A 22,226-nucleotide genomic window follows, 5' to 3' on the forward strand; every position below is an offset into this window, starting at 1 on the left:
GGTCCGCCTCCCGGGCCCGGCGGCCGTTCAACCTGACCATGCGTCTGTACGGCCCGAAAGCCGAGGCGCTGAATGGCAAATGGAACCCGCCGGCGGTCAAGCCGATGTAAGCCTCAGGCGACAAAAAGCGGCCAATGACGGCGGGTCATTGGCGGCTTTGGCCTGTCCAGCTACCCGTCCCGCCGCCAGCACCGCCGGTTCCGCCACCGGGCGCACCAGTGCCGCCGCCCGCGCCACTGCCCGGACCATTGACGCCGGTAGTGCCGCTTGACGAACTGGGGCCGCGACTGCTGCTGTTGTTGCCCGAGGGTTCACTGGGTCGGTTGTTATCAGGCAGCAGGGTTGAATTGCGGGTTGCGCCGGGTGCCGTACCGGGCGCGCCAGGGACATCGCCGGGCGCCGCAAAGGTGGCCAGGGACGTGGCCGACAACAATCCGGCCAAGAGCAGTGAAGTCATTCTGATGTTCATCATGGTCGTCTCCAGGGATGAGTCGTTACCTGATGTTGGTGTGAAGGGGCACGCGGTGGGTGCCGACCGGTTGACGAGTGGCGCGGACTTGACCGTAACCGGCACTGGGCCGCAGTGGGGGAGGCACCTCATCCTTAGGAGTGCCCGTTCAGGAAGAAGTTGCGGATCGCTTCGTTCAACGTCAATAACCTGCGCGCACGGCTACCGAAGCTGCTGACCTGGATTGAACCGGGTTCGCGCAAGCGGCGTTGATTATCCGCACAAGGCGATTGGCTAAATCAATTGTCGGCGACAGTGCTTGATCCCGTATACATAGCGGCCACTGGCGGAGCAATCCGCCGCTTGCGTGCAAAAGGATTGAACGATGAGCGAGCCACGCCTGACCGACCCAGCCTTGTATCTGCGACGCCTGGGTTTCGATGCACCTCCGGCACCGATCCTGGAAACCTTGCGCCAACTGCAACTGCGCCATACCGGTGTTTTCCCGTTTGAAAACCTCACCACGTTATCCGGCGAACCGGTGCTGATCGACTTGCCGTCCATCGAGCAGAAGGTCTTGCACGATGGTCGTGGCGGTTACTGCTACGAACTCAACAACCTGTTCCTGGCCTTGCTTCAGGATTTGGGTTTCGACGCCCGTGCCATCAGCGGCCGGGTAGTGATGGGCCAGCCGGAGGGTGCCTGGACTGCCCGGACCCATCGCCTGAGCCTGGTCATCATCAATGACGTGCGCTACATCACCGACGTCGGCTTCGGCGGCATGGTGCCGACCGCGCCCCTATTGCTTGATACCCGCGCCGAACAACCCACCCCGCACGAGTCGTATCGCATCGACCTCCACATCGACGGTTTTACCCTGCGGGCCAACGTCGCGGGCGAGTGGCGAGCGATGTACATCTTCGACCTGCAACGCCAGGAAGACATCGATTTCGCTGTGGGCAACTGGTACGTCTCGACCCACCCCGAGTCGTCTTTCGTCAAGCAGTTGATGGTGGCGCGCACCGGGGAGGGCTGGCGGCGCACGCTCAACAACGGCAGCTTCGCGATTCACCGGGTTGGCCATGACAGCGAGCGGCGGGAGGTGGCGGATGTTCAAGAGTTGATTGGCCTGCTGAGCAGCGAGTTCGGCATTCGCGTACCGGAACAGGCGCAATTGGCGCGGACGCTGGAACGATTGATCGCAGCACCGCAGTAGCTGGCTGATCCTGGACATCACAATGGGCTGATCCGATTGATCGGCCCTTGGTGTTTCAGGGCCGGACACCCGGCTCCATCACCCGTTGGATTTCGCGCAAGGCCTCTGCCAGTTTCTGCTCCAGGCCCTTGAGTTCGGCAGGGGTGAGGGGTTGTTTCAGGTGCGCGCTTTTGCCTTCGTTGAGCAGGGCTCGGCGCAACGTATTGTTGATCGCCGTCTGGTAGCCGTACCCCTCGTGTTCTGCCAGTGCCCGGGCGGCTTCGATGACAGCGTCATCGAGCATGATGGTAATGCGGGTCTTACCTTTGGCGGGCACCACGGCCCCGCGCCTGGCGTTGCTGAAATCGTATTCGTCTTTCATCGGTCATGCCTCCAGATACTGACGGCGCTCGCTTTTGGTAGCGACGCGCGCGGATATGATTCGAACGAAATCCGGATCGCGGTGGGTGTACACGACAACCAGTAACCGGCCTTTGGCATCCAGCCCCAGGGTGATCCAGCGTTGTTCCTCATGGTGGTTGTCCTCGATGGTCAGCGCTCGTTCGTCATGGAATACCGGTTCAGTCTCGGCGAGGCTGATGCCTTGGTGCTTGAGTTTGTTGGCTGCGTTCTTGGCCTTGTGGAACTGAATTTCGAATGACTTCATTATGCATACTTTATATGTATAGAGAAGAGGCGGGCCTTGCCGATGGTCGCCAGGAATTCAAAAGACTAGTCAGCACCCGGTGGTGGGCGGCGAGGGATGTATTTCAAGGTTTTTGGCGGGGCCAGGAGGGTGGGTGTCAGGCGGAAATGGACAAGTATCCATTTTGTGATCGATAAGTTGTATACAACTCTATAGACATTTGTCCCGTGTCTTGCATACAGTGTGCGCATAACAAAAACTAGGGAACCCCCTCCATGAAAACGCCCCATGTTTCACACCAACGGCCCGAGGACGAAAATCTTGGGATCGGCGCGAATATGGCTTATGGCCTGCAACATGTTCTGACCATGTATGGCGGTATCGTCGCGGTGCCATTGATCATCGGCCAGGCGGCCGGGCTCTCGCCGGCGGACATCGGTTTGTTGATTGCTGCTTCATTGTTTGCGGGGGGGCTGGCAACACTGCTGCAAACCCTGGGTTTACCGTTTTTTGGTTGTCAATTGCCGCTGGTACAGGGCGTATCCTTCTCTGGCGTCGCGACCATGGTGGCGATTGTCAGCAGTGGCGGGGAGGGCGGGTTTCAATCGGTGCTGGGGGCGGTGATAGCGGCGTCCCTGATCGGGTTACTGATAACCCCGGTGTTCTCGCGTATCACCAAGTTCTTCCCGCCGCTGGTGACCGGCATCGTGATTACCACCATCGGCCTGACGCTGATGCCGGTCGCCGCGCGCTGGGCAATGGGTGGCAACAGCCATGCGCCGGACTTCGGTAGCATGGCGAACATCGGTCTGGCGGCGGTAACGCTGATGCTGGTACTGCTGCTGAGCAAAATCGGCAGTGCGACCATCTCCCGCCTGTCGATTCTGCTGGCCATGGTCGTCGGTACGGTGATCGCGGTGTTCCTTGGCATGGCGGATTTCTCGTCCGTGACCCAAGGCCCGATGTTCGGCTTCCCGACGCCGTTCCACTTCGGCATGCCGACCTTCCACTTCGCTGCGATCCTGTCGATGTGCATCGTGGTGATGGTGACGCTGGTGGAGACCTCGGCGGACATTCTGGCCGTCGGTGAGATCATCGGTACCAAGGTTGACTCCAAGCGCCTGGGCAACGGTCTGCGCGCCGACATGCTGTCGAGCATGTTCGCGCCGATCTTCGGTTCCTTCACCCAGAGTGCCTTCGCCCAGAACGTCGGGCTGGTGGCGGTCACCGGCATCAAGAGCCGCTACGTGGTGGCCACTGGCGGTGTGTTCCTGGTGCTCCTCGGCCTGCTGCCGTTCATGGGCCGGGTGATCGCCGCCGTACCGACCTCCGTACTGGGTGGTGCCGGCATCGTACTGTTCGGTACCGTCGCGGCCAGCGGCATTCGGACCTTGTCCAAGGTCGACTACCGCAACAACGTCAACCTGATCATCGTCGCGACCTCGATCGGCTTTGGCATGATCCCGATCGCGGCGCCGAACTTCTACGATCACTTCCCGAGCTGGTTCGCGACCATTTTCCATTCGGGCATCAGTTCCTCGGCGATCATGGCCATCGTGCTCAACCTGACCTTCAACCACCTCACCGCCGGTAACTCCGACCAGCAATCGGTGTTTGCGGCCGGTACCGAGCGAGTGCTGCGTTATCAGGATCTGGCGGCGTTGCGCGAAGGGGATTACTTCAGCGATGGAAAGCTTCACGACTGCGATGGCAAGGAAATTCCGGTGGTTGAGGTGGACCACGGGCATGGCGAGCCACACGCGGTGCATGCGAAAAGCAGTGAGCATGTCTGACGTTTGAACGAATGAAAAAAAGGCCGATCTGTTGAGTGACAGATCGGCCTTTTGCATTCATGCGGTCTCTATTGCTCGCTTTGCGTCCAGCGCCCCATCAACGTATTGGACGGCAGTTGTTCATCCAACAGCTTTCTCGCCGTTTCCACCCCTGCCACCGGCAGCCCTTCAGGGTTCAACAAGCCAATTTGCACTAGCACGCTGGCCTGGTCCCAGTAGATATGCTCGTGGTACAGCTTGTCCCCTCGGAACTTGATCACCCCCAGCATCGGAATCTCGACGTACTTCCCGGTCGGTGCCACGTTGGGCAGCATCCAGTCGATTTCGGTGCTGTGGGTGAAGCACATGATGAATTCGTCGACGATCTGCAAGGCGCCGATGGTGCGGGAAATAGGGATGAGCTTCATGTCCGGCGGATTGCCGTGGACAAAATGGTGTTGGTAGAAGCGGCTGAGTTCCCTGGCGCCGACGCCGCCGGTCATGGTCGGAATATGGTTGACGTAGGGTTCGGCGACCATGGTAGCCATGGTGGCGGGCACGTCGCGGGTGTCGAACTCGTGGCGGATGTGTTCTTCCCACAGGGCTGACAGGTTGAAGTGGGGGCCGATCTCGCGCTTGAGTGCGGCGATGCTGCGTTCATGGGCCATCAGCGAGGCAGGCTTATCGTAGTGTGGGCTGCCGGCTCGGGCGAAGGCATGGTCGACGCCTGGGTACACGTAGATTTCGGTTTTGTCGTTGCCAGCCAGGTGTTCGCTGATCCGGGCGCGAGCACTGGCGTCGCAGTAGCCATCGTTTTCGGCAAAATGCAGGACCAAACGGCCCTTGAGGTTTTCCGATTCGTGCAGCAGGTGTTCGATGCCCATGCCGTAGTAGCCGACGGCGCAAGCCACATCGGTGCGCGTGGCGGTCAGCCAGGCCAGCTTGCCACCCATGCAGAAGCCGACATAACCCAGGCCCGCGCCTTCGACTTCAGGCAGTGCACGCAGGGCTTTTAAGCAGGCGTCGATGTCGGTGATGGCCTTGTCCACGTCCAGGCGCTGGAACAGGTCGACGGCAACGGCAAAATCCGTTTCGGTGTAACCCAGATCAATGCCAGGCTGCTGGCGCCAGAACAGGTCCGGCACCAGCGCCACATAGCCTTCCTCGGCATAAAAATCGGCCACCGCGCGCATATTGGCGTTGACCCCGAAAATCTCCTGGCCGATCACCACCCCGGGGCCTTTACCGCTGGCCGGCATGGCCAGGTAACCGCTGAACGTGGCGCTGCTGTCCGTTGCCCGGATCTCAATCATCTTGCCCATGTCATCTACCTCATTCGGTTATCAGATTTATTGGCTGTCACGGTGTTGTTGGAACCACACGCGCGGCGACACGCCGCGGTCTGGTCCGAGAATCGAAAAGCCGCCGTCCACTGGTACATCGACACCGGTCATCCAGCCGGCACCGGCACTGCACAGAAAGGCCACAACGCTGCCGATCTCATGGCCCCGGCCGATGCGTCCGAGCGGGTGAAAGGGTGCCCCGACCCGATCGGCCAGCTGCGGGTCGTTGTCGCTGAACTCGGCGACGCTGGGCGACCAGGTCCAGGCCGGGGATACGCTCAGCACCCGGATTTGTTCCGGGGCCAGGGTCATGGCCAGGTTTTTTGTCAGTTGCAGGATGCCGGCCTTGGAGGCGGGGTAGAGCGCGCGCCCGGCCGCGCCGAACTTGCCGCCGGTGCTGCCGATGTTGATCACCACGCCGCCGCTGGGCAGATGCACGGCGGCCTTCTGGGTAAAGATCGCCGCCGACACCAGATTGACGTTGAGGGTTTTCAGCCACTGCGCGCGATCCGAAGCCAGCCCCTGATCGGCGTACAGGCAAGCGTTGTTGACCAGAATGTCGAGCCTGCCGAAGCGGGCCAGCGTGGCAGCGATGCACGCGTCGATGTCTTCGTCGCGCTCCACATCGCAGGCGCAAAATCCGCAACCCAACGCTTGCGCCAATGCCATACCACTGTCGGCGTTGCGCCCCACCAGCATCACCCGGGCACCCTCAGCCAACAGTTGCCGAGCGATATCCAGACCCAGCCCCTGCGTGCTGCCGGTCACAATCGCCACTTTGCCTTCGAGCATCATGACAAGTCCTCCAGAGCTTCGTTGACGTGACTGATACGGGCGATCAGCGCCATGCTCGCCAGTGATGCCGCGTGTGCACCGGTGTCCGCGCTGGCGCAGGCATCCGCTGCGACCGTCACCTCGAAACCGCAATCCACCGCATGGCGCACGGTGCTTTCCACCACCGAGTGGGTCGCCACGCCGGCGATCAACAGGTGCGAGGGATTGAATCGGCGCACCACGGTTTCCAGCGGCGAGCCATAAAACGCATTGATCCGGTTATGGGTGACGACGAACTCGTGGCGGCTGTTCAGTGGCGCCAGAGCGCTGAGGAACTCCGCGCCCCAACTGCCTTCCCGGGCCGCGCCAAGGGTGGCGACCGTGCGCAGGATCGGCGCGTTCTGGATCAGGTCGGCGTAGTCCGGTCGGAACGCCACACGCACGTGGACGATCGGCCAGCCCTTGGCGCGAGCGCCGGCGAGTAATCGGCCGGCCGCATCGAGCAGGGCGGCACGCACGCTGTCATCTGCCCCCAGCCCGACCCGAATCTTGCCTTCGGGGTGCAACACGTCATTCTGATAGTGCAGGGCGATCACCAGCGGCGTGTTCATCACACGAACACCTCAAGGTTGGCGAACACATCGTTGCAGTTGATGAGATCCACGCGTTTGAGCTGGATCTGCCAGCCACCACTGTCCCGGGCGGCCAATTTATAGGTGTAGCGACCGGCGAGCTGGCGTTGTTCCAGGCGCCATTCGCTGTACTGGAAGCTGGCGCTGACCACCAGCAGGCCCTGGGCGTCGAGACCCTCGACCATCACATTACCGACCAGGTGCGCGGTTTGGGTCTGCGGTTGCTGGGACCAGTTGCGGGCGTTTTCCACCCGACGGATCCGCACCTCGCGCAGCATGCGGTTTTCCCAGAACAGAGAGATATGGTCGAACGGGTTGGCTTGCTCGTGCTTGTGCGGCACCCAGTACATGCCGGTGTCGGTGAACAGCTTGTCCCACTCCCAGAAACGCCGTTCATCCAGCAGGCGCGCCTCCTGGTAAAGAAACTGTTCGATCTGGCGCAGGGTCTCGACGGGAACCTGGGCGGGAGTCAACTGGCGGGTGTCGACGTCGATTCGGCGGTCAAGCAGCATGGGTGCTTTCCTTGGCAATCAGGGTGGCGGTCATGAACTGTTTCCAGGCGGCGAACTGGTTGCGCATCGGCAGTTCGCTGGTGCCGTTGGTGGAGACTGCACCGTCCTCCAGCGGCTTATCGGTGCCCGCGTAGCGGTGCATGCTGATCCACTCGCCACCGCGGGTCATGTTGCCTTCCTGACAGCGAGCATAGACTTCGACGTCGTCAGGCATCACGTTGGAGGAGGGCGAGTTGATGACGTTGGCGTAGGTCAGCGCGCGGTCGAACACGGCATCCGGTGCACCTTTGCAGCGGAACGTCTGGATTTCGACCATGGTCTGGTCCACGGCGATGGGGCGGATGACCCGGAATTGCATGAACACCGTGTGCGGCGATCCGCTGCCGTAAATCACCGTGTTGTGGCGATTCATGCCCAGGATCTCCTTGGCGCGCTGCTCGCCGTAGGCCTGGCTCAGGCATTCGAAGTGGGCGCGGGAGACCTCGTCGCGCTCGGCGGCGGCCGGGTCGAAGATCGCTTCCATGTAGCCGTGGCCGTTGTGGTAGGCACGCAGCTCGAGTTTTTCCCAGAAGTCGTAGGGTTCGCCGTTACCGTCCATGATCAGCAGTTCGAAGGGCATTTCACCGATGGCTTGGGCTTCGTCACGCGCAGCGTCTACCGACGATTCGTGGGTCACGCGGGCGTGCATGGTGTCGTGCAGGTTCTCGTAGAACACTTTCCAGTTCGAGCGCTGCTGAACACGGAAGATGCCGCCGGCCACCTCGACTTCACCGACGGGCGAGCGGTCGCACAGGTTGTCGATGGAGGTGATGACGCCGCCCAGAAATGTTTTCAGGTCCGGTCCGAACGCCGCCTGGCTGGCGAACACGAAGCCGCGATAGGTCTCGACGCGGGCGACGCTGACCATGGAAAAATCCGGGTGCTTGGGGTCGTAGCAGGTGCCTTCGAAACCGCTCTTGAGCGGCGCCGACAAATGCTGGCCGTCGAGCTTGAAGGTCCAGGCGTGGTACGGGCAGCGGAAGAATTTGCCGACACTGCCGTCACCGTCAGCCACCAACTTGGCGCCCTTGTGCGGGCAGCGGTTGTACAGCACGCTGACCTGCTGGTTGGCGCCGCGCACCATGATCACGTCCTGATCGCCGATGCGCGTGGTGTGGTAGTCGCCGGGGTTCTTGACCTGGCTTTCATGGCCGACGTAGATCCAGGCATTGCCGTAGATGCGCTCCATCTCCAGCTTGAACAGGGTCGGGTCGGTGTAGACGCTCTTGTGTACGCTGTCCTCGCGGATCAAGGCAGCGATTTGCTCGTTGGTCGGTATCACGGGATGTCCTCGGCTTGTCACAGATCGAGCACCAGCAGCGCGCTGCTGGCACGGGAGACACAGGTACAGAAACTGCCGCTGGCGCGGTCGCGCTCCGACAGGCAGATGTCGCGGTGATCGGGCTGACCATCGATGACCTGGGCGACGCACACCCCGCAGTCACCCCGTCGGCAGTCGAACATCGGATCCAGGCCGGCCTGGAGCATGGCGTCCAGCACGCTTTGCCCGGCGGCCACTTGCAGGTTCACACCGCTTTCGCGCAGGTGCACCTCAAAGCCTTTATCGCCGGCCATTTCCAGGGCGCCGCTGAACAGTTCGTAATGCAAGTGATCTTCTGCCCAACCCTGTTCGCGAGCGCAGGCCAGCACGTTGTTGAGCATGGCGGTCGGGCCGCAGATGTAGAGGTGCAGGCCGGGTCTTGGCGCGGCCAGGATCGCGGCGGCAGGAAAACGCTTTTGCGGGTCGCCGCCGCTGATCCAGCAATGGTTGTTCAGGCAGGCGCGGGCCTCTGGCAGATAGGCCATCTGCGCTTCATTGCGACCGGCGTAGTGCAGGGTGAAGGGCTTGCCCGCCGCTTGCAGCGACCGGGCCATGCCAAGCATGGGCGTGATGCCGATGCCGCCTGCGATCAGTACTGCATGTTCGGTGTTTTCACACAGTGGGAAGTGGTTGCGTGGCGCATCGGCCAGCAGTTCATCGCCGACCTTGAGTGAGTGCACCCAGCGCGATCCACCGCTACTCGCTTCTTCGAGCTGGACGGCGATTTCGTAGTGTTGACTGTCGGGCAGGTTGACCAGCGAATAGGCCCGGCGTTGGGCGCGACTGCCCGGTACATGCAGCTCCAGATGGGCTCCGGCAGTGAAGTCCGGTAGCGGCTGGGCGTCGTTGGACACCAGCAGCACGCGGCGGATTCTGGGGGTCAGAGGATCGATTTGTTGGACCCTGAGCGAGAGGCTGGACATACGCAATTCCTGTCTGAATTCGTAGCCACTGTATGAAGCCTGAGAGGGTCAAAAAAGCCGCAAACGGCAAACCGGTATCCACATCTGGCGAGAGTGAATTGCAGGAGCGAGCGCGCTCCTGCAGGCAGGCTAACGCTTGAGGTGCTCAAGCAGGGCCCGCAAGTGTTCGCCATCCGCCTTGGCCAGATCGTCCAGCACCGCAAAGTGATGACACCCTGCAAGCTCGACAAGGCTCACGGCATGCCCCGCCTCGCGACAGGCACTGGCGTACTCGCGCGAGTGGCGGATCAACTCCGGCAACTCATCCCCGCCCACGGTCACCAACAACGGTGCGCCATCGCCGATCAGCCTTTGCGGGCTATAGCGCTCGATGTCCTCTTCGCTCAGTTGCAGCTTATCGTTTAGCCAGCAACGGCTGATGGGTTCAAGCTCCATCAGGCCGCTGATCGGCATGGCCAGGGTCACTAGCGGATGCCGGCGATACAGCGCGGTCAGATGGCCACCCGCCGAGTGCCCGCACAGCACCACCTGCTGACCGATGTTCAAGGCTTCGCGATGCGCAAGCAGGTAGTCCAGTGCCTTGCCGATCTGTCCGACGATGGTGCCCATGCTCGCCTCGGGCGCGAGGGTGTATTCCAGCAAACCGACATTGAAACCCGCTTCGATCAGGCCCTCTGCGATAAAGGCGTAGTCGTCCTTGTCCGAGGCTTGCCAGTAACCGCCATGAATGAACAGCAGTGTCGGCGCCCCGGCATTCGCCTGGGCGTACCAGTCGAAACGCTCGCGCCTGGCATTGCCATACGACACATCACGCTGCCAGGCGTGGTTCGCATAGGTCTGGGCACTGCACTGGCGAAAACGCTGCATGATCTGTGGAAAATTACCCACGGCTGCGACGTTGTTGTAAGCCTGATTGAGGTCCATGGCTGCTCACACTCCCAGGTAGCGTTGCGACAGTTCGGGTTGAGCCGCCAGCTCCACCGGTGTGCCATCCCAGACCTGGCGCCCCTTCTCGATGATGTGATGACGGTCGACCACCCGCGCCATTTCCTTGAGGTTCTTGTCGATCACCAGAATTGTCTCGCCCTCGGCCTTGAGGGTGGCCAGGCAACTCCAGATCTGCTCGCGAATGATCGGTGCAAGGCCTTCAGTGGCTTCGTCGAGAATCAGCAGGCTGGGGTTGGTCAACAGCGCGCGGCCGACCACCAGCATCTGCTGCTCGCCGCCCGACAGGGTGCGTGACAGCTGCTCCTGGCGCTCCAGCAAACGCGGGAACAGTTCATAGACCCGCGCCAAATCCCACTTGCCCCGCGTGGCGGTGGCCAGCAGATTTTCCCGCACGCTCAAGGTGCCGAAGGCGCGGCGGCCCTCTGGCACCAGTCCGAGGCCGGCCTTGGCGATGCGATAGGGCGCAGCACCACGCATTTCCGTACCGTTGATGCGGATGCTGCCGGCGCTGGGCTTGAGCAACCCCATGATCGATTTGACCGTGGTGGTCTTGCCCATGCCGTTGCGGCCGATCAGCGACACCACCTGGCCCTGCTCGATACTCAGGTGCATGTCGAACAACACCTGGCTCAAGCCATAGCCCGCTTTCAAGCCTTGAACGTCAAGCATGTTCTTCTCCCAGGTAAGCGGCCCGCACTTGCGGGTCGTTGCGCACTTGTTCGACGCTGCCGGTCAGCACCGTCTGGCCGTACACCAGCACCGTGATGCGGTCGGCGAGGGCGAATACCGCGTCCATGTCGTGTTCGACCAGCAGGATCGCGTAACGGCCCTTGAGGCTGTGCAGCAGCTCGGTCATGCGCGCGGATTCGTCGGCACCCATCCCGGCCATCGGCTCATCGAGCAATAGCACCGAAGCTTCCTGAGCCAGAGCCAGGGCGATCTCCAGTTGCCGCCGTTCTCCATGGGAAAGTTCGTGGACCGGGTCTTGCGCGCGAAGGCCCAGGCCCACCTGCTGCAAGTAGCCCAGCGCCGGTTCCAGCAAACGGGTGTCGCGGCTCAGCGGACGCCACATGCCGAACGCCTTGCCGTCGCGGGCGGCGATGGCCAGGGCGACGTTCTCCAGCAGGGTGAACTCGGTATACAGCTGGCTGACCTGGAAGGCCCGCGCCAATCCCAGGCGCGGCCGCTGCCAGGCCGGTACGCGGGTGATGTCCTGGCCGTTGAGGTGAATCTGGCCGTGGTCGGGGAAAACTTCCCCGGCGATCTGCGCGATCAGCGTGGATTTACCGGCGCCGTTGGGGCCAATGATGGCGTGCAACTCGCCCTTGGCCAGTTCAAGGCTGGCGCCGTTGGTGGCGTTCACCGCGCCGAAGGCCTTGTGTAGATCACGAATCGATAGCTGTGCGCTCATGGGCGTACCTCCACGGCGGCGTTCGGTTTGATGGCAACCACCTTCGGTTTGCGCTGCAACAGGCTTAGCAGCAATCCGTAGACGCCTTTCTTGCCGAACAGCACCACCAGTAACAGCAGGGGGCCGAAGATCAGCATCCAGTGCTCGGTCCACTGGCTCAGTACCTGTTCGAGCCCCAGGTAGGTCGCCGCGCCCAGCAGTGGGCCGAGCAGGGTGCCGACGCCGCCGAGGATCACCATCGCCATCAGTTCGCCGGACTTCTGCCAGGCGCCCATGTCGGGGCTGACGAACAGCGCGTAGTTGGCCCACAGAATCCCCGCCAGGCCACCGCCGGTGCCGGCGATCACAAACGCCGTCAGGCGATAGCGCAAGGGTTTGAGGCCCAGGCTGACGCTGCGCCGCTCGCTCTGCTTGAGCCCGCGCAGCACAAAACCAAATCGTGAATTGACCAGTCGCCGACACAGCAGCAACCAGCCGGCCAGCAAGACCACGCACAGGTAGTAGAAGTGGTTGGCGTCGCCCAGATCCAGTGCGCCGAAGGTATTGCGCTCGTTGAGCAGAATGCCGTCGTCGCCGCCGTACAGCGATAGCGAGCCGAGCACGAAGTAGAGCATCTGGCCGAACGCCAGTGTGATCATGATGAACTGCACGCCGCTGGTGCGCAGCGACAGATAACCCACCAGCAGCGAGAGCAGCGCGCACACCAGCAGGGCCAGGGGCCACACCACCAGCGCGCTGTTGCTGCCTTCCCAGCCCCACAGCGGCAGGCCTTGCGAGGTGTGAAAGGCAACGATGCCGACGATATAACCGCCCAGGCCGAAGAATGCGGCGTGGCCGAAGCTGACCATGGCGCCATATCCGATCAGCAGGTCCAGGCTGATGGCCGCCATGCCGTAGATCGCAAGGCGGGTGAAGAAGCTGACCAGGTAGGGTTCGTGCAGCCAGTGGGCCAGCAACGGCATGCAGGCGAAGGTCGCCAGGCACGCAAGGTCGATGATAAGGCGTGGTGACATGGCGTTCTCCTCAGGCACGGGCCGGTAGCAGGCCGCGCGGACGCACCAGCAGCACCAGGGCCATGACGATGTAGGCGCTGGCGGAAATCAGCCCGGCGCTCAGGGTGCCGCTGGTTTCGCTGGGCAGCAGTTGGTCCAGCAGCGGCGGAATGTAGGCACGGCCCAGGCTGTCGACCATGCCGATCAGCAAGGCTCCCACCAACGCGCCGCGCACCGAGCCGACACCGCCGACGACGATGACCACGAAGGTGGTGATCAAGATCTTTTCACCCATGCCGATCTCCACCGACAGCAGCGGTGCCGCCATGAAACCGGCCAGGCCGCACAGTACGCAGCCGAATACGAACACCAAGGTGTACAGCCGGGCGATGTTGACGCCCAGCGCGCCGACCATTTCATGGTCGTCGGCACCGGCGCGAATCAGCATGCCCAGGCGCGTGTGGTTGATCAGCAGCCACATGCCGACTGCCACCACCAGCCCTGCGGCGATAAACAGCAGCCGGCTGACCGGGTACATCAGCCCCGGTAGCACTTCGACAAAACTTGAATACCATTCGGGCGTGGGCATCGCCGGTGGGCTGCGGCCGAAGATCAGGGTCAGCAGTTCGTTGCTGAAAAACACCACGGCCAAAGTCGCCAGCACCTGATCCAGGTGATCGCGATTGTAGAGGCGGCGCATGATCGAGGTTTCGATCAGCGCGCCGTAACAGGCCGAACCGATCAACGCGGCCAGGCCGCCGAGCCAGAACGAACCGGTGGCCATGGCGGTGTAGGCGGCGCAGAAAGCACCCACCATGTAAAAGGCGCCGTGGGCCAGGTTGATCACGCCCATGATGCCGAAAATCAGGGTCAGGCCTGAGGCCAGCAGAAACAGCAAGGCGCTGTATTGCAGGCCGTTGAGAATCTGTTCGAGCAATAACATGACTGCGTTCCTCATGAAAACGCCCCGCAGTTGTACTGCAGGGCGAGGACGGGGCTCAGGTGCCGGTCAGATCGAGCATTGAGCTGCGTAGCTGTCGACGTGGTGGGTCGCCAGGGTCTTGATCGGCACTTCGATCAGCTTGCCGTCGGCACCGGCCTGCACTTGCAGCAGGTACCAGTCGATCACCGGGTGCTGGTTTTGGGCGAAGCTGAAATCACCGCGAATGGAATCGAACTTGACGTTCTTCATGGCCGTGCGGAAGGCCGCCTGGTCTTTGAGATTGCCCTGGGAGGTTTTCAGGGCGGCGCCAATCAGCCGTGCCGTGTCGTAAGTCTGGGCGGCATACACCGTCGGGACGCGCTTGTATTTCTCGGTGAAGGCCCTGACGAAGGCCTGGTTGGCCGGGTTGTCCGATTGCGGGTTCCACAGGGTGACGATGTTGGTGCCCTTGGCCACTTCGCCGGTGGCGGCGAGCATGCGTTCATCCATGGAGAACACCGGTACCACCATCGGGATTTGCGCCGACAGGCCCGAGCCGCCGTATTGCTTGGCGAAGTTGATGCCGCCGCCGCCCGGGTGAAACTGGAAGATCGCATCCGGCGCCAGCGCACGTACGCGCGCCAGCTCCACCGAGAAATCCAGCTGGTTGAGCTTGGTGTAGATCTCGGTCACTTCGCCCTTGAAGGTGCGCTTGAAGCCGGCCAGTGCGTCACGGCCGCCCTGATAGTTGGGTGCCAGGATCACCATTTTCTTGTAGCCCAGCTCATTGGCGGCGATACCGGCCATTTCGTGCGGGGTGTCGTTCTGGTAGGAGCCGACAAAGTAGTTGGCCATGCACTTTTCACCGGCCAGGGTCGAGGGCGCGGTGTTGTTGCTGACGTAGAAACCGTCCTTGGTGGCGGTGTTGATCACGGCTGCCAGCACGTTGGAGAAAATCACCCCGGTGTACAGCGAGATACCGTCCAGGCTCATGCGGTCTGCGATCTGCTTGGCTTTGGCCGGTTGCAGGCCATCATCTTCCACGATGAGTTGCACCGGCACGCCGCCGAGCTTGCCGCCTTCCTGATCGATCGCCAGCTGAAAGCCATCTCGCGAGTCTTCGCCCAGGTAGCCGGCGGGGGTGGAGAGGGTGGTGATGAAGCCGATTCGGACAGGCTCCACGGCCTGGGCAGCCGTCGCTGCGTAGAGGGAGGTTGCCAGACATGCACGCAATACCAGGTTTTTCATGAGGCGGCCTATGAAGTAGGTCGTGCCAACGCACGGTAGATATCGATGAGGGCAGTGATTCAGTGTTCGGTCGGGCCGATTGATTGTTGTTATGGGTCGCTGTGTCAGCTGTTGCTCTCGGTGAACTTCTCCAGGTAAAGGCGGCTTTGATCCAGGCCGTGCTGCTGGCGCCAGTCCTTGATCGACTCGACCATCGGCGGCGGGCCGCACAGGTACAGGTCGAACGGCTGGTCACGCAGCTCGGCCAACTCCAGGTGATCGGCGATATAGCCGGTCTTGCCCGGCCAATCGGGGTTGGGGGTGCTGACCACGGGCGTGAAACGGAACCCCGGGATCCTTGCGGCATAGGCCTCGATGCGCGAGACCTCGCACAGGTCCGCGGCCTCGCGCACGCCGTAGTAGAGGTGTACCGGGTGAGCGCAGCCATGCTGGTCGGCGATCTGCTCGAGCATGCCCAGGAATGCCGACAGCCCGGTGCCGCCAGCCACCATCACCAGCGGGCGGTCGATATGGCGCAAGTAGAAGGCTCCTAGCGGCGCTTCCATGTGAATCACATCACCGACCTGGCAGCGATCGCGCACGTAGTCGGTCATCACGCCGCTGGGCAGCAGGCGAATGAGGAACTGCAGGTTGCTGCTGCCCGGCGCGCAGGCAAAGGAATACGAGCGCCGATGCTCGGTGCCCGGGACTTGCAGGCGCGCGTACTGGCCCGGCAGATAGTCCAGCGCCGCGCCCGCTGCGCCCACTTCCACGTGCACGATGGCGGTGGTTGGGGAGACCTGTCGCACCTCGCTCACGGTGCCTTGCAGACTGCTCGGGCCGCTACTGCCGCAGAGGCTCGAGTCGAAGTCGAAGTAGAAAGTGGCGTCCGACTGTACGCGCGTCTGGCAGGTCAGCACCTTGCGCTCAGCCAGGTCGCTGGCCGACAGCGCTTCATCGTCCACGTAGTCCTGGGTGTACTGCCCGGATTCACAGCGGCCCTGGCAGGTCGCGCAAACCCCTTCGCGGCAGTCCAACGGAATCTTGATCCCGCTGCGCAGGGCCGCGTCGAGCAGGATTTCATTGTTCTGCACGTTGCAGAAGAGAGTTTTACCGTCGGCGAAACTGAAGGCGACCTTGTACGTCATGAGCGTTAATCCGCAGGGTTCAGAGATGGTAGAAGTCGAGCACGGAGTTGATCGTGTCGTTGAGCAGCACCACGTGTTTGCGGGCGATTTTCCAGCTCTCGCCGTCGGGGCGCAGACGGTACGTGGCGCGGCCGAAGAACTGCTCGGCGGTCTGCATGCGGTAGTACAGGGTGCTCCAGTTGACACGCACCTCCAGCTCATCGTCCTGCAGCGGCGCGATGCGCACGTTGCTGATCAGGTGGAGGGTGCGCGGCATCGGGATGGTCGACGCCGCCTTGCCGGTGCGAATGCGGAACACCCGGTCTTCCAGGCCGCCCCGGTTGGGGTAATAGATCAGCGACATGCCTTTTTTCGGGTCGGTGGTGTAGACGTGCTCCGAATCCCATTGCGGCAGGTGGAATTCGCTGTCGTCGCTGAACATGGCCAGATAGGTGTCCCAGTCCTGGGCATCACAGGCCTCGGCTTTGCGGTAAAGAAATTGCTCGACGCGATATTGCAGTTGGGAATTCATGTTCACACCTCACGCAGTTTCAACGGTTGTTGTTCGGCCGCCTTGCGCGCCAGGCCTTCGAGCAAAAAGCGCTGCCAGTTGGTGTGCTGGTTGACGTACAGGCCTTCATGGGTGAACTCGGTGCCGGTGAGTGCCGGAGTGATGCCAATGGTTTCGCTGTTGCGGGTGGCGCCTGCGACCCACTTGCCTTCGCCACGGGAAATGTCGCTCCAGCGTTCCAGACGGGCCTGAAAGCCGCGCTGGGCTTCACGAAACTCCACCAGGTCATCGGGGGTGCCCATACCGGACACGTTGAAGAAGTCTTCGAACTGGCGAATGCGGTTTTCCCGATCCGCATCCGACTCGCCGACCACGCCCAGGCAGAAGCTGTTGATTTCGGTCTTGTTCCAGGCCAGCGGGCGGATGATCCGCAACTGCGAGCTGATCTGGTCGAGGAAGAACATGCTCGGGTAGACGTTCAGGTTGCGCAGGCGGTGCATCATCCACTCGGCCTTGCCCTGGCCGTGTTCCTTGACCAAGCGCGGCATGATGGTGGCGTAGCCCGGGCGCACGGAAGGGTTGGGCATGTCGCTGAACAGCACGCTGTGGCCGTTGTGGAAGGCGAACCAGCCGTCGTCGGTTTCCTTGTCGCCGGCACCCAGCTTGCTGTAGTCCAGGGTGTCGCCCGCGCTCAGGCCTTTTTCGGCGTTGACCTGCTGGCGGTGCTGCACGGTGGCCACGTAGTTGTAGTGGACAGTGCTGACGTGATAACCGTCCAGGCCGTTCTCGTTCTGCAGTTTCCAGTTGCCTTCGTAGGTGTAGGCCGACTTGCCCGGTAGCACTTCGAGCTGACCGGTCGGCGACTGCGCCACCATCATGTCGAAGAACACCTTGGCGTCACCGAGGAAGTCTTCCAGGGTGTCGGTGCCCTCCACGTCGAGGCTGACGAACACAAAGCCGTTGTAGCTTTCGATACGGGCTTTTTTCAGACCGCGGGTGGCCTTGTCGAAACCTTCGGGGTATTCGCCCGGCGCCTTGACCTTCACCAGGCGGCCGTCGCTTTTGTAGCACCAGGCGTGGAAAGGGCAGGTGAAGGTCGACTGGTTGCCCTTGCCGACGCGGGTGAGTGTGGTGCCGCGGTGCTGGCAGGCGTTGATCAGGGCGTTGAGACGACCTTCCCCGTCGCGGGTGATGATCAGTGGCTGGCGCCCGGCCCGCATCGTCATGAAGTCGTGATTATTGGCTATCTCGCTTTCGTGGCAGGCGTAGATCCAGTTCTTCTCGAAAATCAGTTCCATTTCCAGGTCGAATAGTTCCGGGTCGGTAAACATATCGCGGGCAATGCGATAAACCCCGTCTTGCGGGCGGAAGTCCAGGCAACTTTCTATATAACTTTTCCACTGTTCGATGCTTCGTGCAGTTGTCATTTCCCAGTCCTCGGCCAATGGGCTAATTCATGGCTTCATTTAATGACGTGGTGGCTGGCAGGGTCTATCCGCTTATTAGTGGAAACCCATCCGGAAAATAAGCCCTGTTCCTCGGTTGTCGGTGAGTTATCCCCGTAAACACTGGCTTCTGTCGCGCTCGTCGGCTGAGCAAATGGCTATTTGTCGTTCAGTAACGGGATAGCCGCTGACGAACTTGTTGCGGCTTAATTTCAATCGAAGCACCACCAGAGTGTCTCGCCGCAGGTCGCTGGAAACTGCCATTTCTCATGGCCTTGGGTTCCGTACCAGAAGTGCCTTCTATTCATGTGTTGCTATATAAGCGGCAGGGGGAAGAAATAACATGTTGCATAAAGCGTGGTTAGTTCGGGGGGTTCAAGCAGTTGGCTTGTTGACGCCATTGTTGGTACAGGCAGATGTGGTCAATGACAGCAAGCTGACGCTGGGTACCCGCAACTTTTACATTGATCGGGATTACAAGGAGAACAACCCGCCCCATTCGCGAGTGGGCAGTTGGACCCAGGGTTTCGACCTGCGTTTCGCCTCCGGCTATACCGAAGGCCCGGTGCAGTTCGGCCTCGATGCGGAGGCGCAGTATGCCTATCGTCTGGACGGCGGTGGCGGGCGCGGCGATGACACCATCATCCCTTACAGCCAGAGCCGTCAGGAGCAGGCCGATGAATACGGCCGTGGCGGTGTGACGCTGAAAATGCGCTATTCGAAAACCGAGCTGAAAGTCGGTGAGTTGCGGCCGTTACTGCCAGTGGTGATCATTGACGATTCGCGCCAACTGGTCACGACCTATCGCGGTGCCTTGCTCGAGTCCAAGGAAGTCGACCGTCTGACCTTGACCGCCGGACGGCTGACGGAGATCGGGGCGCGTAATTCCTCCAACTACGAAAAGCTGTACCTGCAGACCGGCTCCGGCGTGCGCCACGGCAGCGACGGCCTTAACCTCGCTGGCGCCAGTTATGCCTTCACCCCTTCGTTGACCGGCACCTACTTCTACGCGCAACTGGAAGACATCTATCAGCAGCACTACCTGGGTATCACCCATCTGGCTGATCTGGGCGGCGGTTATGGGCTAAAGACCGACCTGCGTTACTTCAACAACAGCGAAGACGGCGATGCCCTCTACGGCGACATCGACAACCGTTCCTACGGTGCAATGACCTCGCTGAAAAAGGGCGGGCACCGCTTCGGCGTGGGGTACCAGCGCATGCTCGGTGACAGCAACTTTCCGACCCTGGGCGGTTATGTCCCGCAGCCGTTTCTGGTGAACTGGTCGCGGGTCGGGTTCATCAAGCCCAACGAAAAATCCTGGCAGGCCCGTTATGACTACGATTTCGCCGCCCTCGGCGTACCCGGCCTGAATTTCATGACCCGCTACTTCAAGGGTACGTCGGTGGACCGTGGCGACAACCTCAGCCAGGCGGCGGAGCAGGAGCGTGACCTGGTGCTGTCTTATGTGGTGCAAAGTGGCCCGCTCAAAGGCGTGGGGGTGGAGGCCGGCAACGTCGTTGCCAAATTCAGCCACGGCAATGACTGGGTGGAGAACCGCCTGATCACCACTTACACCTGGAAATTTTGGTAACGTCCTGCCCTCAAATCGAACGCGGTTGTGCGCTGAAGTGACGCCTTGGGTAGCGCATTGCCCATGGCGTTGACCATGGCCGGCACCGTTGCTGTGCGCGTCAACGCCGCTCAACGCGTTCGATATCCAGATAGTTTCCGATTACTAGCCAAAAAATGCGGATATCGCCTGTTCGCACCGGCTGGGCATAGCCCTTGCAAACCCAATGTAAATACGCGCCGAAGAGCGTGTCGATGTCTATTGCCGTGGGTGTACTGAGATGACCGAACCAAATGTTGCCCAGTTTCGAGATATCCGCATAGATCGCTACGACCTGGCCGGTGCCCGTGCGTGGATGGCCGGTATTTGCGGGCCGCACGAACTGCAGACTAGCCAGCCAAACCGGATTCAGTTTCACCACAAGGCCAATGTGTTCAAATCGATGTCCACGACCTTGGGCAGGATGGAATACGGCACCGACGTGACCATCGGCGTCGAGGATGCCGAACACCTCAATTGCTACAGTCTCAGCCTGCCGATTCGCGGCGAGCAGGAGCTGGTCAAGGACGGTCGCCGGTTGTACTCCAGCCAGGACCAGGGCCTGATCGTGACCCCCCACGAAACCCAGGCGCTGACCATGGCCGGTGACTGCCACAAGATCTCCGTGGTGATCACCCGCATGGCTATGCGCCAGACCCTGGAAGGCATGCTGCAGCGCCCGCTGGAAATGCCGCTGAAATTCGAGCCGGTGATGGACGCGGTCAACGGTGCCTCTGCCTCCTGGTGGCGGCTGGCCCGTTACTACATCGATGAGCTGGAGCGCGGCCAGGGTCTGTTCAATCAAGTGTTCTTCACCCGCGATATCGAAAGTGCGCTGATCAAGGGTCTGATCCTTTCCCAGCCCAACAACTACAGTGCCGAACTGCGTGACCAACTGGGCGTCAAGTTGCCGTATTACCTGGTGCGCGCCAAGGACTTCATCGAAAGCAACGCCCGCGAAGACATGCACCTGGAAGACATCGAGGCGGCAGCAGGTGTGTCCCGCTTCAAACTGTTCGAAGGCTTTCGCAAGCACTTCGGCGTCTCGCCCATGGCTTACCTGAAAAAGTATCGCCTCGGCGCGGTGCGCCAGGAAATCCTAGAAGACGCCTCGGTGCGCAACATCTCGGTGATCGCGATGTGTTGGGGGTTCTCGCATCTGGGTCGGTTCGCCAGCGAGTACCGCAAGCTGTTCAACGAAACGCCCAGCGCCACTCTGCAACGCAGCGAAGCTCGTCGCAATCGGTCGCTTTGAGATGACGACCTTACAAGCCGCCACCGCCAACAGCGTGGGCCTGAACTTGTCGCTGATGTGCCGCGAGCCGGTCTTCACCAGCCGCTCGGCGCAGGAAACCCAGCGTTTGATGGGGCAAGCGCTGGTGGAACATGAGTTGGATTGGCCACGGGGCGGCGTCGATACGGCGCTCTATCGTGGCCAGGTTGCCAGCTGCGAACTCTATGCGCTGCGCTACGGTGGCCAGGTAGAAATCCGGCCGCAGCCTTTCGAAGATTTCGTGCTGGTACAGATGCCGCTGCGCGGCAGGGCCACCCTGGATTCCGACGGCATGGGCTATAGCGTCAGCCCTGGAGAAGTGGCGATTCTGTCCCCGCGTGAGCAGGCTCGAGTGGTGTGGGAGGAGGGCTGCGAGCAACTGATCCTCAAACTGCCTCGGGCATTGCTCGACGCCAGCCAGAGGGCGCTGGCCGACGACTTGCCATCGGGCTTCACGCTGGCACCGGTCAGCCGCCTGCAACGGCCACTGGCGATGCGCTGGTTTCGACTGGTCAGCGAGTTGCTGGAGCATTTGCCCGAGGGCGAAGCAAGCGCAACGCCTTCGCGCTGGTTGCAGCATCTGGAGCAAAGCCTGCCGCTGTTTCTGCTCAGCCATTGTGGCATTGCGCAACAAGAGTCGCTGTCGCCGCGGCAGCCCACCCGCCAACTGCAAAAAATCGACGCTTGTATGCGCGAACACCTTGTCCAGGGCATCACTCTGGCTGAACTGGCGGTTGCCGTTGGGGTGAGCATCCGCAGCTTGAACACCTTGTGCCAGCGCGAATACGGTCAAAGCCCGATGGACCGCTTGCGCGGATTACGGCTTGAAGCCGCCCGGGAGTTCATGCTGGCGAGGCCGAATTCCAGCGTGACTGAAGTGGCGCTGGAGTTCGGGTTCGGGCATGTGGGGCGGTTTGCCAATTACTATCGGCAGCGGTTTGGAGAGTTGCCGAAGCAGACGATGAAGTCTCAGGCATGAGCGGGTTCAGCTGAATCCCGGCCGGCAGCGCCAAAACGAAAAAACCCGCCGGAAGGCGTAATGCTGTTCACTTAAGGACGAACACTGTATCTGTGGCGAGGGAGCTGGCTCCCGCTGGGGCGCGAAGCGGCCCTAAAATGGGACTGCTGCGCAGTCCAGCGGGAGCAAGCTCCC

23 protein-coding genes are annotated in these 22,226 nt (G+C 61.5%); 5 read left to right on the forward strand and 18 right to left on the reverse strand.

The window, feature by feature from the left end; all coding sequences use genetic code 11:
* Positions 1-145 precede the first annotated feature (145 nt).
* Positions 146-472, reverse strand: a complete 327-nt coding sequence (locus tag VC35_RS04825; RefSeq protein WP_046038132.1) for a hypothetical protein — start codon at positions 470-472, stop codon at positions 146-148.
* 361 nt (positions 473-833) lie between these two features.
* Here VC35_RS04825 and VC35_RS04830 point away from each other — a divergent pair, with 361 nt between their 5' ends.
* Entirely contained in the window at positions 834-1,664 is an 831-nt protein-coding gene (locus VC35_RS04830) for an arylamine N-acetyltransferase family protein (RefSeq protein ID WP_046038133.1), read from the forward strand.
* Positions 1,665-1,719: 55 nt separating this feature from the next.
* Here VC35_RS04830 and VC35_RS04835 read toward each other — a convergent pair whose 3' ends face one another.
* Both VC35_RS04835 and VC35_RS04840 read right to left on the reverse strand, forming a co-directional pair.
* Complete coding sequence (locus tag VC35_RS04835; RefSeq protein WP_046038134.1) at positions 1,720-2,025, reverse strand: BrnA antitoxin family protein; 306 nt, start codon at positions 2,023-2,025, stop codon at positions 1,720-1,722.
* Positions 2,026-2,028: 3 nt separating this feature from the next.
* The gene (locus VC35_RS04840) at positions 2,029-2,310 is read right to left on the reverse strand and encodes a BrnT family toxin (RefSeq protein WP_046038135.1); all 282 of its coding nucleotides are present in this window, start codon (positions 2,308-2,310) and stop codon (positions 2,029-2,031) included.
* Between the two features lie 254 nt (positions 2,311-2,564).
* Here VC35_RS04840 and VC35_RS04845 point away from each other — a divergent pair, with 254 nt between their 5' ends.
* Entirely contained in the window at positions 2,565-4,082 is a 1,518-nt protein-coding gene (locus VC35_RS04845) for a nucleobase:cation symporter-2 family protein (RefSeq protein ID WP_046038137.1), read from the forward strand.
* A 68-nt stretch (positions 4,083-4,150) separates the two neighbouring features.
* Here the strand turns inward: VC35_RS04845 and VC35_RS04850 are convergent, their stop codons facing one another.
* The 15 genes from VC35_RS04850 to antA all read right to left on the reverse strand — a co-directional run bounded on the left by VC35_RS04850 (position 4,151) and on the right by antA (position 18,170).
* Positions 4,151-5,383 (reverse strand): dienelactone hydrolase family protein, encoded by a 1,233-nt coding sequence (locus VC35_RS04850; protein ID WP_046038139.1) that lies wholly within the window; start codon positions 5,381-5,383, stop codon positions 4,151-4,153.
* A 27-nt stretch (positions 5,384-5,410) separates the two neighbouring features.
* On the reverse strand, positions 5,411-6,199 hold the full coding sequence (locus VC35_RS04855) for an SDR family oxidoreductase (RefSeq protein ID WP_046038141.1): 789 nt from the start codon (positions 6,197-6,199) through the stop codon (positions 5,411-5,413).
* Positions 6,196-6,789, reverse strand: coding sequence for a cysteine hydrolase family protein (locus VC35_RS04860; RefSeq protein ID WP_046038143.1), 594 nt, complete (start codon positions 6,787-6,789; stop codon positions 6,196-6,198). The genes VC35_RS04855 and VC35_RS04860 overlap by 4 nt, the downstream gene beginning before the upstream one ends.
* A complete protein-coding gene (locus tag VC35_RS04865) occupies positions 6,789-7,322 on the reverse strand; it encodes an aromatic-ring-hydroxylating dioxygenase subunit beta (protein WP_046038145.1) in 534 nt (177 codons plus the stop codon). The genes VC35_RS04860 and VC35_RS04865 overlap by 1 nt, the downstream gene beginning before the upstream one ends.
* The gene (locus tag VC35_RS04870) at positions 7,312-8,643 is read right to left on the reverse strand and encodes an aromatic ring-hydroxylating dioxygenase subunit alpha (RefSeq protein WP_046038147.1); all 1,332 of its coding nucleotides are present in this window, start codon (positions 8,641-8,643) and stop codon (positions 7,312-7,314) included. Before VC35_RS04870 ends, VC35_RS04865 begins: the two co-directional genes overlap by 11 nt.
* A gap of 17 nt (positions 8,644-8,660) precedes the next feature.
* Positions 8,661-9,605 carry a PDR/VanB family oxidoreductase gene (locus tag VC35_RS04875; protein ID WP_046038148.1) on the reverse strand — a complete coding sequence of 315 codons (945 nt, stop codon included), beginning with the start codon at positions 9,603-9,605 and terminating at the stop codon, positions 8,661-8,663.
* A gap of 129 nt (positions 9,606-9,734) precedes the next feature.
* The gene (locus tag VC35_RS04880) at positions 9,735-10,529 is read right to left on the reverse strand and encodes an alpha/beta hydrolase (RefSeq protein ID WP_046038150.1); all 795 of its coding nucleotides are present in this window, start codon (positions 10,527-10,529) and stop codon (positions 9,735-9,737) included.
* A gap of 6 nt (positions 10,530-10,535) precedes the next feature.
* A complete protein-coding gene (locus VC35_RS04885) occupies positions 10,536-11,222 on the reverse strand; it encodes an ABC transporter ATP-binding protein (protein ID WP_046038151.1) in 687 nt (228 codons plus the stop codon).
* Positions 11,215-11,964 carry an ABC transporter ATP-binding protein gene (locus VC35_RS04890; RefSeq protein ID WP_046038152.1) on the reverse strand — a complete coding sequence of 250 codons (750 nt, stop codon included), beginning with the start codon at positions 11,962-11,964 and terminating at the stop codon, positions 11,215-11,217. Before VC35_RS04890 ends, VC35_RS04885 begins: the two co-directional genes overlap by 8 nt.
* Positions 11,961-12,977, reverse strand: a complete 1,017-nt coding sequence (locus VC35_RS04895; RefSeq protein WP_046038153.1) for a branched-chain amino acid ABC transporter permease — start codon at positions 12,975-12,977, stop codon at positions 11,961-11,963. The genes VC35_RS04890 and VC35_RS04895 overlap by 4 nt, the downstream gene beginning before the upstream one ends.
* A 10-nt stretch (positions 12,978-12,987) precedes the next feature.
* Complete coding sequence (locus tag VC35_RS04900; RefSeq protein WP_046038155.1) at positions 12,988-13,899, reverse strand: branched-chain amino acid ABC transporter permease; 912 nt, start codon at positions 13,897-13,899, stop codon at positions 12,988-12,990.
* Positions 13,900-13,965: 66 nt separating this feature from the next.
* Entirely contained in the window at positions 13,966-15,126 is a 1,161-nt protein-coding gene (locus VC35_RS04905) for an ABC transporter substrate-binding protein (RefSeq protein WP_046038156.1), read from the reverse strand.
* 104 nt (positions 15,127-15,230) lie between these two features.
* Entirely contained in the window at positions 15,231-16,253 is a 1,023-nt protein-coding gene (gene antC / locus VC35_RS04910; RefSeq protein WP_046038157.1) for an anthranilate 1,2-dioxygenase electron transfer component AntC, read from the reverse strand.
* Positions 16,254-16,272: 19 nt separating this feature from the next.
* Complete coding sequence (antB, locus tag VC35_RS04915; protein ID WP_046038158.1) at positions 16,273-16,764, reverse strand: anthranilate 1,2-dioxygenase small subunit; 492 nt, start codon at positions 16,762-16,764, stop codon at positions 16,273-16,275.
* Between the two features lie 2 nt (positions 16,765-16,766).
* Positions 16,767-18,170, reverse strand: coding sequence for an anthranilate 1,2-dioxygenase large subunit (antA, locus tag VC35_RS04920; RefSeq protein ID WP_046038192.1), 1,404 nt, complete (start codon positions 18,168-18,170; stop codon positions 16,767-16,769).
* 361 nt (positions 18,171-18,531) lie between these two features.
* Here antA and VC35_RS04925 point away from each other — a divergent pair, with 361 nt between their 5' ends.
* From VC35_RS04925 to VC35_RS04935, 3 genes are all read left to right on the forward strand, one after another.
* A complete protein-coding gene (locus tag VC35_RS04925; RefSeq protein ID WP_046038159.1) occupies positions 18,532-19,782 on the forward strand; it encodes an OprD family porin in 1,251 nt (416 codons plus the stop codon).
* A gap of 259 nt (positions 19,783-20,041) precedes the next feature.
* Entirely contained in the window at positions 20,042-21,055 is a 1,014-nt protein-coding gene (locus VC35_RS04930; RefSeq protein WP_185754738.1) for an AraC family transcriptional regulator, read from the forward strand.
* A 1-nt stretch (position 21,056) separates the two neighbouring features.
* Positions 21,057-22,052: an AraC family transcriptional regulator gene (locus VC35_RS04935; protein WP_046038160.1), complete on the forward strand. Its 996-nt coding sequence runs from the start codon at positions 21,057-21,059 to the stop codon at positions 22,050-22,052.
* Positions 22,053-22,226 lie beyond the last annotated feature (174 nt).

The sequence above is a fragment of the Pseudomonas fluorescens genome, assembly GCF_000967965.1.
GTDB lineage: Bacteria > Pseudomonadota > Gammaproteobacteria > Pseudomonadales > Pseudomonadaceae > Aquipseudomonas > Aquipseudomonas grandcourensis.